This window comes from Vibrio hibernica (assembly GCF_015223435.1).
Classification (GTDB): Bacteria; Pseudomonadota; Gammaproteobacteria; order Enterobacterales; family Vibrionaceae; genus Vibrio; species Vibrio hibernica.
In genome coordinates, this window is record NZ_VHKO01000015.1 from 25,601 (window position 1) to 38,444 (window position 12,844).

Consider the following 12,844-nt stretch of genomic DNA (forward strand, 5'->3'; position numbering starts at 1 on the left):
TGAGTTAACGGTGTAAATATGATACATTCCTCAACCCGTCAATATAGTCGGCGGATTGGTGGTCTTAATTGTAGTCGGTGAGTAGTTAAATTAATGAAAAAGCAACGAGCTTTCCTTAAGTGGGCAGGCGGTAAATATGGTTTAATCGATGATATTCAACGTCAACTGCCGGAAGGTAGAAAGTTGATTGAACCTTTTGTCGGCGCTGGTTCTGTCTTTTTAAATTCCGATTATGATCAGTATCTTTTAGCGGATATTAATCCCGATCTGATCAACCTCTATAATTTCTTAAAAGAAAAGCCTGATCTCTTTATTGAAGAAGCTCTGCGTTTTTTCACCCCAGAATATAACCAAAAAGAAGTGTATTTAGGCGTTCGTGCTGATTTTAATGCGACGACTGATGATGTTCTTTTTCGCTCGGTAGCTTTCTTATATATGAACCGTTTTGGTTTTAATGGCTTATGCCGTTATAACAAAAAAGGTGGGTTTAATGTGCCGTTTGGTTCATATAAAAAACCGTACTTTCCCGAGAAAGAACTGCTGCATTTTGCTGAAAAAGCCAAGAAAGCCACGTTTATTTGTGAGAGCTATCCACAGACTTTTGCTCGAGCGCGCAAAGGTTGTGTTATTTACTGCGATCCACCTTATGCACCATTGGCTCAAGCAAGTAACTTTACCTCTTATGCAGGCAATGGTTTTTCGCTTGATGATCAAGCCGAACTTGCCAGTATTGCTGAGCACACCGCACTGCAACGTCATATTCCAGTTTTAATTTCAAATCATGATACTGCTTTGACTCGTCGACTATATAAAGGCGCTAGCTTAAATGTGGTTCGAGTGAAGAGAACCATTAGCCGTAATGGTGCAGGTCGAAATAAAGTAGATGAATTGTTAGCGCTGTTTGAGCGGACTAATGGCTTAGACTGAATCTGATCCAATTCTCTTCTTTGCGATCAAAATATCAAACATATTTGTATATAAACGTTTGCTTGGGTAGAATTGCGCCGAATTTATCATCTTGAATTTAGCCCAAAACCTGACCTTTAAACGGAATTGACCATGAAAGACTTTTTGATCGCACCTTCGATTTTATCTGCTGACTTTGCTCGTTTGGGTGAAGATGTTGAAAAAGTACTCGCCGCGGGTGCGGATGTGGTGCATTTCGATGTAATGGATAACCATTATGTTCCAAACCTCACGTTTGGCGCGCCAATTTGTAAAGCATTGCGTGATTATGGTATTACCGCGCCAATTGATGTTCACTTGATGGTAAAACCGGTGGATGCCATCGTACCTGAGTTTGCTAAAGCTGGTGCAACCATGATCACTTTCCACGTGGAAGCGACAGAGCACCTTGACCGTACACTGCAATTGATCAAGGAAAATGGTTGCCAGGCGGGTGTTGTTTTTAACCCTGCGACGCCACTTCATCACCTTGATTACATCATGGATAAAATTGATATGATTTTATTGATGTCGGTAAATCCAGGTTTTGGCGGCCAATCTTTCATTCCGGCCACGCTTGATAAATTACGCGAAGTACGTAAACGCATTGATGAGAGTGGTTACGATATTCGTCTGGAAATTGATGGTGGCGTAAAAGTGGATAATATCCGTGAAATCGCAGAAGCGGGCGCAGATATGTTTGTTGCGGGATCTGCAATTTTTAGTCAACCTGATTATAAAGAAGTGGTTGATCAAATGCGCGCCGAGTTAGCGAAAGTTAAATAACGGGTAATAGAATAATCCCACTCTTTAAGTGGTCGATATACACAGAGGCTTGAGCTAAACTCAAGCCTCTTTTTTCGTTTATGCAGTCGATGGGCAGGAATATGGCATTACAAGACATTCAATTAATCGCATTTGATTTAGATGGTACTTTACTAGACAGCGTTCCAGACTTGGCACTTGCTGCAGATCAAGCAACGCAAAGCCTGAATTACCCTGCAGTGAGCGAAGAACAAGTTCGGGATTGGGTCGGAAATGGAGCGGATATTTTAATTGGTCGTGCACTCAGTCAATCTATGACGGTTGATGCTTCATTGTCTTCTGAATTATTACAGCAAGCGCGTATTTGTTTCGATGAGTTTTACCATCAAAGTGGTCACAAACTCAGTCATTTATATAGTAATGTAGTCACCACCTTAGAAGCATTGCATAATGCTGGATTTAAAATGGCGATTGTCACTAATAAGCCTTCTGCGTTTGTGCCAGATATTTTAAAGCAGCATAATATCGAACACTATTTTATCGATGTGATTGGTGGTGATACTTTGCCATTAAAGAAACCGGATCCAATGGCATTAAATTGGCTGCTTGAGAAACATAATATCCACGCGGATCAAATGTTGATGGTCGGAGATTCGAAAAACGATATTTTAGCCGCTAAAAATGCAGACTGCCATTCCTTTGGTCTCACTTATGGGTATAACCACGGTGAGCCGATTTCAGACTCAAAACCTGATTTTATTGCCGATAATATCAGTGAGTTACTCACAGTTGTTGGGATCTCTGCATAAATTTGATTTCAATGTGAGATCGGTAGATAAAGCGCTAGCCAAATCGGCGTGGATGAGTAAACTAAAATGCTCAAACATGGAATAATGTTTGAGCATTGTTTCATTATATCCTCATTTTAATCCTATAAACCATTTTTAGCATTATTGCTAAAGTGGGATATAACACGTAAGGAAAAGCAGCATGAGCAAACCCATCGTATTAAGCGGTGTTCAACCATCAGGTGAACTGAGTATTGGTAACTACTTGGGTGCTCTACGTCAATGGCAACAAATGCAAGATGATTATGACTGCCAATATTGTGTAGTCGACCTGCATGCGATCACGGTTCGTCAAGATCCGAAAGCGCTGCATGAAGCAACGTTAGATGCGTTAGCAATTTGTCTTGCGGTTGGTGTTGATCCTAAGAAGAGCACGTTATTTGTCCAGTCACATGTACCGGAACATGCTCAACTAGGTTGGCTTTTAAACTGTTATACCCAGATGGGCGAACTGAATCGTATGACTCAGTTTAAGGATAAATCACAACGGTACGCCAATGATGTTAATGCTGGGCTATTTGCTTATCCAGTGTTAATGGCTGCGGATATTCTTATTTATGGTGCGCACCAAGTGCCAGTGGGTAACGACCAAAAACAGCATCTTGAATTGGCTCGTGATATTGCTAATCGTTTTAACAATGTGTATAGCCCTGAAGCGCCAATCTTTCAAATCCCAGAACCTTATATTCCACAAGTGAATGCACGTGTGATGAGCTTGCAGGACGCCACTAAGAAGATGTCTAAATCGGACGATAACCGTAAAAATGTTATTACTTTGCTTGAAGACCCCAAATCGATTTTGAAGAAAATCAACAAGGCGCAAACGGATGCAGAGATGCCACCACGTATTACTCACGATATTGAAAATAAAGCCGGTATTTCCAATTTAATGGGTTTGTATTCCGCGGCAACAGGTAAAACCTACGCTGAGATTGAAGCGCAGTATGCCGGTATAGAAATGTATGGCCCATTCAAGAAAGATGTCGGTGAAGCGCTAGTGACAATGCTTGAGCCTATTCAAGCAGAATATCATCGTATTCGTGCCGATCGCGCTTATATGGATGAAGTGATGAAAGTCGGCGCTGAGAAAGCCTCTGAACGAGCTTCAATCATGCTTAAAAAAGCGTATAAAGCCGTTGGTTTTGTCCCTCGTGCTTCTTGGTTATAAGTCGTCATACTTTAAATTACGGCTTTAAGTTCGTTTTTAATTGACTATCTATTTAAACCGCCAGACGTTAAAATCTGGCGGTTTTTCTTTTCTGTCTTAATCAATAACTGCTAGAGAGCGTTATGCTGCTGATCATCGACAATTACGATTCATTTACCTATAACCTTTATCAATACTTCTGCGAGCTAGGTTGCGAGGTAAAAGTGGTGCGTAATGACGAAATTGATATTGCAGGTATCGAAGCGTTAAATCCCACTCATCTGGTCATTTCTCCTGGTCCATGTACACCTAATGAGGCTGGGATCTCTTTAGAGGCCATTTCTCACTTCGCAGGGCGGCTACCAATTTTAGGCGTCTGTCTTGGTCATCAAGCGATTGCACAAGCTTTTGGCGGCCAAGTTGTGCGAGCAAGGAAAATCATGCATGGGAAAATATCACCGATTATTCATACTGGAAAAAGTGTATTCAAAGAGTTAAATAATCCATTAACTGTGACGCGTTACCATTCTTTAGTGGTGAAAACCGATAGCTTGCCAGAGTGTTTTGAGCTTACGGCTTGGACGACGCTTGCCAATGGTGAGCTAGATGAGATTATGGGCTACCAACATAAAACGCTAGCGATTGATGCTGTACAGTTTCATCCCGAATCGATTAAAACAGAACAAGGTCATCAGATTCTCGCCAATTTTCTCACCCGATAGATCTGCTTATTTTTATTGAATTAATAACAATATTCCTATCGGTACAAATATCATAAATCCAAATGCTATAAAGAATAATTAATCATAATTTAAGCATAAGTAATCATTGATTATGGGTGGTGATTTGGTTAACTTATAGCTTAAGTAATATTATTCGAGCTTGTAGCAATAATCTGGAACAAAGAACTGAGTAAAATAAGTGGCCATGATTAAGGGGATGGATATGTCGAGCAGTGAACAAGTACAACGGAATTGGTTTGAAGAGGTCATGGTGCCTTGTTATAGCCCGATGGATATGATCCCTGTGAGAGGTGAGGGTTCAAAACTTTGGGATCAAAATGATCAAGAGTATATCGATTTTGCCGGTGGTATTGCGGTGAGCTGTCTTGGGCATTGTCACCCTATTATGGTAGAAGCATTAACCGAACAAGCCAATAAACTTTGGCATTTAAGTAATGTGATGACCAATGAACCAGCACTACGCCTAGCGAAAAAATTGACCGAAGTAAGCTTTGCTGAAAAAGTCTTCTTTGCTAACTCTGGCGCTGAAGCCAATGAAGCGGCATTAAAATTGGCACGTCGTTGGGCTGTTGATGTTCATGGCGAAGATAAAAGTGAGATTATTGCCTTTAATCAAGGCTTTCATGGTCGTACTTTCTTTACGGTAACCGTTGGCGGGCAAGCGTCGTATTCTGATGGTTTTGGACCTAAGCCAGGAAATATTAAACATATTCCATATAACGATATTGAAGCATTAAAAGCGACGATCTCCGATAAAACGTGCGCGATCATGATCGAACCGCTTCAAGGTGAAGGTGGAGTGATCTCTCCGGATCCTGATTTCCTTCAAGCGGTGCGCGATCTTTGCGATCAGCACCAAGCATTATTGATTTTTGATGAGGTGCAAACAGGTAATGGCCGTACCGGGGATTTTTATGCGTATCAAGGGCTGGGTGTTACACCGGATATTTTAACCACCGCAAAATCACTAGGTGGCGGTTTTCCGATTGGCGCAATGCTCACAACAACAACCTTGGCTCAACATATGAAAGTCGGGGTTCATGGTTCAACTTACGGCGGCAATCCATTAGCGTGTGCGGTGGCAGAAGCGGTGGTGAATTTTATACAACAAGATGAAGTTCTAGCTGGCGTTAAACAAAGAGAGCAATGGCTGAAACAAGGCTTATCGACACTCAATGATAAGCATCATATTTTTAGCGATATTCGTGGAAAAGGTTTGCTGATTGGCGCTGAGTTGAATGAAAAATGGCAAGGTCGATCGCGTGATATTCTGGTTGCTGCAGGTGCGCATGGTTTATTGTTATTAGTGGCTGGTGCAAATGTGGTGCGTTTTACACCATCACTTGTGATTACTCAGCAAGAGATAGAACAAGGGTTAGAAAAACTTGATCAAGCGATTTCCTCACTGATTAAATAGATGGCAGGCCTCAACTGACTGATCGGTTGAGGCATCCTTTGTAAGGATACTATTTTACCACTAGCAATAAATCCTCTTTATTAACATTAGGATAATGATTTTTTATCCTAATGTTTTTTCAATTTCTAGACTCAATACTTAAAGCATTTTTCCACTCTGAACTACACTTAAGATTATTAACGAATACCTCTGATATTTGAGATGATAAGTTTCAGATATTCATAGTATAAATTTAATGTTCTGACAGGAATAGTAGGAGTTTACATGTCTGCGGTAGAATCTTTATTTGAGCACTTTTGGCAAGATTACACTGAACGTTTGTGTCCTTCCGCTTTAAAGGTGAAAAGTTTATTGAGTGCAAAGAAAGTATTGAGTAAAGAGGCACCATTAATCAATGATCATATTGCATTGCGTACTTTTTCTGGAGACAAATTAGGTTTAGATAAACTGGCTCAACACTTTATTGCTTTAGGCTATGAGCAGAAAGGAGAGTATCACTTCACCGATAAGAAGCTCTATGCGCATCATTATCAGCACCCCGACCCTAAACTGCCGAAAGTATTTATTAGTGAGTTATTGCTCGACCGATGCTCTGATACGCTTAATCAGATAGTGTCTAATCTTATCCATGATTTACCAATACAATATACTGACAAGGCTGAATTTTTATATCAGGGTAGACCTTGGCGGATCACGACTGAGCAATATCAACAGCTTGCTAAAGAAAGTGAATATGCAGCTTGGGTGGCCGCTCATGGTTTTGGAGCCAATCATTTTACCGTGAGTGTTAATGATCTAGCGGGATTCTCTGGTTTGGAGCCGATGAGTGATTTTTTAGTGTGGCATAGCTTTGTGATGAATGCTGCTGGGGGAGTGATTAAAGGTTCTCCAGAAGTCGGCTTAGAGCAATCTTCAACCATGGCAGATTTAGTTGAGGTTGAATTCAGTGATGGTCGATTGACTATTCCGGCGGGTTTTTATGAATTCTCTCAACGCTATTCAACCGATGGGATGGAGAAGGGCGAATTATATCAAGGGTTTGTCACCGCTTCTGCAGATAAGATCTTTGAGAGCACAAATACTGTAGAGTATGAATCGTGACAGTATATTTTAAATAGAAAGGCTTAAAATCATAAAATATCTAGGTACTCACTTTCTGGCAAAGAATAGTGAGTACCTAGATATTAATATGAGAATGTCTCTTAAATAGAGTTCGAATTAGTTACGAGAACGACGTACTTTCAGGGTATGCGGCATCACTCTAATACGTTTCATAATACTTGCAAGGTGTACACGGTCTTTGGTAGTGAGCAACAAATTCACGGTATAGAGGCGGCCATCTTTTTCTTCGGTTGTGATGCCATGGATATTTGATCCTGTCGATGACACTACGTTGGTAAGATTAGCTAAAGCCCCTTGGCTATTTTGCATATCGACACTGATTTCAGAGATAAATTCTTGATCAAAATCTTTTGACCATTCCACGCTCATATAACGATCTGGTTCTTTTTGATAACCACGAACGTTTGGACAGGTTTCACGGTGAACGACTAAACCACGACCTGGTGAAACATGAGCAATAATATCGTCGCCGGGAATTGGATGACAGCATTTCGCGTAAGTGAGCAAAATACCTTCTGCGCCACGAATCGCCAATTTATTGTTGATGGTCGGATTACCGTTTTTGTCGAACGTTTTTACTTCGGTTAATTGATCGGCATTACCTAATAAACGACGGGCAATTACGACACTCATTAACTCACCTAAACCAATATCTGCCAATAAGTCAGTCACCGATTCTAAGCGAAGATCCGATAACACATGAGTAATATTCTCTGGTGTTATATCGGCAATCGAGAATTCACCTAAAGCGTGATTCAATAAACGTCGCCCTAGCGCAATTGACTCTTCACGACGCATGGTTTTTAGCACTTGGCGGATTTTAGTACGAGCACGTGAGGTAACGACATAATTGAGCCATGCAGCATTCGGACGAGCGCCCGGAGCACTAATGATTTCAATCGTTTGACCATTCTTGAGATCTTTACTTAATGGATAAGGATTACGGTCAACACGAGCGCCAACGCAAGTATTTCCAATATCAGTATGAACGGCGTAGGCAAAATCGACCGCAGTTGCACCAGCAGGTAACTCGACAATACGACCTTTTGGCGTAAAGACGAAAATTTCATCTGGGAACAGATCAGATTTTACATTTTCAATAAATTCGAATGAATTACCCGCACTTTGTTGTAATTCAAGTAGGCTTTGCATCCAACGTTGCGCTTTGATTTGCGCGGTTGTGCCAGAACTCTCACCATTGGCTTTATAAGACCAGTGTGCTGCTACACCTTTGTCTGCCATTTGGTCCATATCTTCGGTACGAATTTGTACTTCAACCGGTACGCCATGCGGCCCAACCATTGAGGTATGTAAGGATTGATATCCATTCGCTTTCGGTACCGCGATATAATCTTTCATCTTACTCGGGCGAGGTTTGTACAGGTTATGTACTTGGCCTAAAACTCGGTAGCAAGTATCTGGTGTATCCACAATCACACGAAAAGCGTAAATGTCCATAATGGTATGGAATCGTTGCTCTTTAGTGCGCATTTTATTGTAGATAGAATAGAGGTTTTTTTCTCGACCCAAGACTCGAAACTTTAAGCCAAAATCTTCAAGTCGGCCTTCAATTTCACTGTGGATTCGTTGGATCATTTCTTTACGATTACCACGAGCCGCTTTCACAACTTCGCGCAGTACACGATAACGATTAGGGTACAAAGCTTCAAAACCGAGTTCTTCCAGTTCGATTTTAATGTTATGAATACCTAAACGATGGGCAAGTGGAGAGAATATTTCTAACGTTTCACGAGCAATACGGCGACGCTTATCAGGACGAAGAGCCCCTAATGTGCGCATATTGTGAGTGCGGTCGGCAAGCTTAATTAAGATAACGCGAATATCTTGCACCATGGCTAAGATCATTTTGCGGAAGTTTTCAGCTTGTGCTTCTTTTCGGTCGCGAAATTTTAGTTTATCGAGTTTGGAAACCCCATCAACTAATTCCGCTACCGTTTCACCAAACTGGGCGGCGAGATCTTTTTTTGAGATCTCAGTATCTTCAATGACATCATGCAGCAAGGCTGCCATTAGTGTTTCGTCATCAAGGCGCATTTCTGCCAAGATGCGAGCCACCGCAACAGGGTGAATTATATAAGGTTCACCACTGGAACGGAATTGACCTTCGTGAGCATTTTTTGCCACGATATAAGCATCATACAAAGTCTTTAATTGAGACTCTGTTAAGTACTCTTGGGCTACGGCTTTTAAACTTTCAAATAGATGCAATGTGATACGCCCAGACTGTCGAAATATTAACGGTGGTGAACGATGCTGCTTACTGCTGCAAGTTCAGCGGCGTCTTGTTCTTGCTGTTCTTGACGTTCACGAGCATCTAATACTTCTTTAGTGATCAAACCTTCTTCGATTTCGCGTAATGCGATCACGGTTGTTTTATCATTTTCTTCAGGAACCAATGCATCTTTGTTACCAGTCTGCATTTGGCGAGCGCGGCGAGCCGCAATAAGGACTAGGTCGAAACGGTTACCGACTTTTTCAACAGCATCTTGGACAGTTACGCGTGCCATGATGACTCCAATTAGTGAATTTTATTTAGAATGACGTGAAATTATACAGTCTTACCGCGAGAGATTCTAGCAATAAGACTCATCGTGATTAATTTGAATAAAACGAAGAGCTAAACCTTTATTATTCAGATAGTAAAGCGTTTAACATGCCATTAAATTTTGTGGCTTGTTTATCTTGCTTTAGACGTTCCGCACGAATAATGGCTTTAAAGTCCATTAATGCGGCATCAAAGTCATCGTTAATAATCAGATAGTCGTATTCGTTGTAGTGTGAAATCTCTGACTTTGCTTTGCTCATGCGTCCTGCAATCACTTCGTCACTATCTTGGCCACGTGTATTTAAACGTCGTTCTAATTCGCCATTAGATGGTGGCAAAATGAAGATGCCTTTTGCGTGTGGCATTTGTTTACGAATTTGACGGGCGCCTTGCCAATCAATATCGAGAAACACATCAATGCCTTTTTTTAGATTATCTTCAATCCACACGCGAGACGTTCCATAGTAATTACCAAAAACTTCTGCGTGTTCAAGAAAAACCCCATTGTCCATTAATTCAACAAAGTGCTCTTTTTCAACAAAGTGATAATGCACTCCATCCACTTCACCAGGGCGCTGTTCGCGTGTGGTATGTGAAATAGACACTTTCATAGCATAGTTAGGGTTTTTTTCTAACATGGTTGAAATTAAGCTCGATTTACCAGCACCACTTGGGGCGGAAACGATATAAAGCGTACCTTTGCCGATCATGAACGATTCACTTTTGTTGAGTTAAGCCTTATCAGTTTAGTCAAATAAGCTAAATGCGCATTGATTAAAAAGTATAAGGGGAAAAAGGGGGGCGAAGAATACCACATCTGATTTTTGATTTGAATTGCGTATTAATGAAAAAAAGATGGCAGGAGCGTCTCCTTACCATCTTTAAATTCATCGTTTTACTTATTTATGAGCAATGCTTATTTTTCGAGTTTATAAGCCATCACAAAATCACCTGTTTTTGTGCCAATCGAGCCATGTCCACCCGCGACTAACACGACCATTTGCTGACCTTTACTATTTAGGTAAGTCATTGGTGTCGCTTGACCACCCGCAGGTAGGCGTGATTTCCATAGCACATCACCGCTGGTGACATCATACGCACGGATGTAGTTATCGACAGATGCCGCTAGGAAAGCAACACCGCCACCCGTCATAATTGGACCACCGATCCCCGGTACACCCATTTTGAAAGGAAGTGGGAATGGTGTCATATCTTCCACCGTACCATTTTTATGCTGCCATGCGATTTTACCCGTCGCTAAATCAGCACCCGCAACATAACCCCAAGGTGGCTGCTGACACGGAACACCGATTGGCGATAGGAACGGTTTAAGCTCTACCGCGTAAGGGGCGCCATTGTTAGCATTAACGCCATGTTCGCCTTTATTGTATTCAGCATTTGGTTTGTCGGTTGGTGATTTTGGCATCACAGTCGACACAAAAGCTAAGTTCAATGGCATGCCAAACATAATCTGACGTTTAGGATCAACGGCAATGCCGCCCCAGTTAAATACGCCAAAATTACCTGGGTAAACAATCGTTCCTTGTTCTGATGGTGGAGTGTAACGACCGTCATAACGCAGTTTTTTGAATTGGATACGACAGATCATTTGGTCGATAAGTGTTCCACCCCACATGTCACTTTCTTTCAGTTTTGGTGGGTTAAAGCTAAGCGCAGAAACAGGTTGAGTCTCCGCTGAGAAATCCCCTTTCATTGCACCTTTTGGCGCCGGTTTTTCCGTAATAGGTAAAATAGGTTCGCCAGTCGCACGATTTAATACGTACACATCACCTTGTTTAGTTGGCACGACAAGCCCAGGCTGAATACCGTCTTTAGTATTAATATCGACTAAGCTTGGTTGCGCTGGTGTATCCATATCCCATAAATCATGATGAACGAACTGTTGTACCCATTTCGCTTGACCGGTTTTTACATCGAGCGCGACAACAGAGCTTGAGTACTTCTCTTCATTCTTATTGCGGTACATACCAAGTTGATCGGGAGTACGATTACCCATTGGAAGATAAATTAGACCTAGCTTGGCGTCAGCACTAGAAACCGACCAGCTGTTTGGTGAGCTTACGGTATAAGTTTTACCATCGGCTATTGGAGCAGTGTCATCTGGATTCGCTGAATCCCAGTTCCATTTTAGTTCACCAGTTTTGGCGTCATAAGCACGTACTACACCAGACGGTGAGTTAATATCGTAGTTATCATTTACAGCACCTGCGACAACAATAACACCGTTAGTGACAATCGGCGGTGAGGTTGAGTAGTAGTAACCCGCTTGTTTATACGGCATGTTTGTCATCAAATCTAACACACCATCTTTAGCGAAGTTGCTGCATCGTGCACCTGTTGTAGGGTCGATGGCAATTAAGCGAGCATCAGACGTTGGCAAAAACAATTGTGCATCACAAGTGGTGCTAGGTAGCGCTTCAGTATGTGGGTTGGCTTTTGCTGTAATCGCTTGAGTTACCTGAGCATCGGCCGATGAATTTTCCGGAGCAAGATATGATACGCCACGACAAGTTTGATGTTGGCGTTGGCTTTCTGGCGGTACTTTTGCATCAAATACCCAACGTTTTTCACCAGTATCAGCATTTAATGCCACTAACCAGTTGTGTGGTGTACATAAATACAAAGTATTACCGAGTTTTAATGGTGTGGCTTGATAGGTGGTTTCACCAATATCATTTGGGCCTTTTTGATCGCCAGTTTCAATTTGCCAAGCTAGCTTTAATTGGCCGACATTTTTAGGGGTGATTTGATCGAGTGGAGAGTATCGTTGGCCGTAATTACTGCGGCCATAGCTTGTCCATGCATCATCTTTAATGTCACCCATATCTGGCGTTGCATTAACAATTTTTGTTGGTAAATTGCCCGCAATATCGTGAGTTAAATTGAAAATTGAGCCTAAAGTGGCGACGGCGCTAAGCCCCCAAATCATAAGAAGAGAAAGGGTTGATGCGCGGCTTGCTTGTCTATAAGTCACTAACAGTGGAATAGCAAGGAGTAGAGGTAAGCCCATGCGAGCGGATAGTGGCCACCAGTCAAAGCCAGTTTCAGAAAAAGCCCATGCGGTAGTGACTAATAAAAAGAGTGCATAAATATAATGGGAGACAGTTCGTTTGGTTTGCCAAATACATAGGCCAGTAACGAAAAATCCAATACCAGCAAATAGATAGTACCAATTGCCACCGAGCGTCATTAGCCATGCACCACCAGCGGCAAGCACTAGCCCGAGTAGCATGAATATAACGGAGAAAAATTTCATATGAACTCCCTGTC

General features: G+C 41.8%; 11 protein-coding genes. 7 read left to right on the top strand and 4 right to left on the bottom strand.

Translation table 11 applies throughout. From position 1 onward, the window contains the following. Window positions 1-93 precede the first annotated feature (93 nt). The 7 genes from FH976_RS08070 (at window position 94) to FH976_RS08100 (ending at window position 6,966) form a co-directional block, all read left to right on the top strand. A complete protein-coding gene (locus FH976_RS08070) occupies window positions 94-927 on the top strand; it encodes a Dam family site-specific DNA-(adenine-N6)-methyltransferase (protein WP_194090360.1) in 834 nt (277 codons plus the stop codon). Window positions 928-1,059: 132 nt separating this feature from the next. Then, the gene (gene rpe, locus FH976_RS08075) at window positions 1,060-1,731 is read left to right on the top strand and encodes a ribulose-phosphate 3-epimerase (protein ID WP_194090361.1); all 672 of its coding nucleotides are present in this window, start codon (window positions 1,060-1,062) and stop codon (window positions 1,729-1,731) included. A gap of 101 nt (window positions 1,732-1,832) precedes the next feature. Further along, complete coding sequence (locus FH976_RS08080; RefSeq protein ID WP_194090362.1) at window positions 1,833-2,519, top strand: phosphoglycolate phosphatase; 687 nt, start codon at window positions 1,833-1,835, stop codon at window positions 2,517-2,519. 181 nt (window positions 2,520-2,700) lie between these two features. Beyond that, entirely contained in the window at window positions 2,701-3,726 is a 1,026-nt protein-coding gene (gene trpS, locus FH976_RS08085; protein WP_194090363.1) for a tryptophan--tRNA ligase, read from the top strand. 122 nt (window positions 3,727-3,848) lie between these two features. Further along, window positions 3,849-4,427 (top strand): aminodeoxychorismate/anthranilate synthase component II, encoded by a 579-nt coding sequence (locus tag FH976_RS08090; protein WP_194090364.1) that lies wholly within the window; start codon window positions 3,849-3,851, stop codon window positions 4,425-4,427. A gap of 223 nt (window positions 4,428-4,650) precedes the next feature. Next, on the top strand, window positions 4,651-5,865 hold the full coding sequence (locus FH976_RS08095) for an aspartate aminotransferase family protein (RefSeq protein WP_194090365.1): 1,215 nt from the start codon (window positions 4,651-4,653) through the stop codon (window positions 5,863-5,865). A 264-nt stretch (window positions 5,866-6,129) separates the two neighbouring features. Further along, window positions 6,130-6,966 carry a DUF1338 domain-containing protein gene (locus FH976_RS08100; RefSeq protein ID WP_194090366.1) on the top strand — a complete coding sequence of 279 codons (837 nt, stop codon included), beginning with the start codon at window positions 6,130-6,132 and terminating at the stop codon, window positions 6,964-6,966. 117 nt (window positions 6,967-7,083) lie between these two features. Here the strand turns inward: FH976_RS08100 and spoT are convergent, their stop codons facing one another. The 4 genes from spoT to FH976_RS08120 all read right to left on the bottom strand — a co-directional run bounded on the left by spoT (window position 7,084) and on the right by FH976_RS08120 (window position 12,830). Beyond that, window positions 7,084-9,216, bottom strand: coding sequence for a bifunctional GTP diphosphokinase/guanosine-3',5'-bis pyrophosphate 3'-pyrophosphohydrolase (gene spoT / locus FH976_RS08105; protein ID WP_194090367.1), 2,133 nt, complete (start codon window positions 9,214-9,216; stop codon window positions 7,084-7,086). Window positions 9,217-9,242: 26 nt separating this feature from the next. Further along, the gene (rpoZ, locus tag FH976_RS08110; RefSeq protein WP_027696467.1) at window positions 9,243-9,515 is read right to left on the bottom strand and encodes a DNA-directed RNA polymerase subunit omega; all 273 of its coding nucleotides are present in this window, start codon (window positions 9,513-9,515) and stop codon (window positions 9,243-9,245) included. Window positions 9,516-9,636: 121 nt separating this feature from the next. After that, window positions 9,637-10,260: a guanylate kinase gene (gmk, locus tag FH976_RS08115; RefSeq protein ID WP_194090387.1), complete on the bottom strand. Its 624-nt coding sequence runs from the start codon at window positions 10,258-10,260 to the stop codon at window positions 9,637-9,639. 209 nt (window positions 10,261-10,469) lie between these two features. After that, entirely contained in the window at window positions 10,470-12,830 is a 2,361-nt protein-coding gene (locus FH976_RS08120) for a membrane-bound PQQ-dependent dehydrogenase, glucose/quinate/shikimate family (protein ID WP_194090368.1), read from the bottom strand. Window positions 12,831-12,844: the final 14 nt, after the last annotated feature.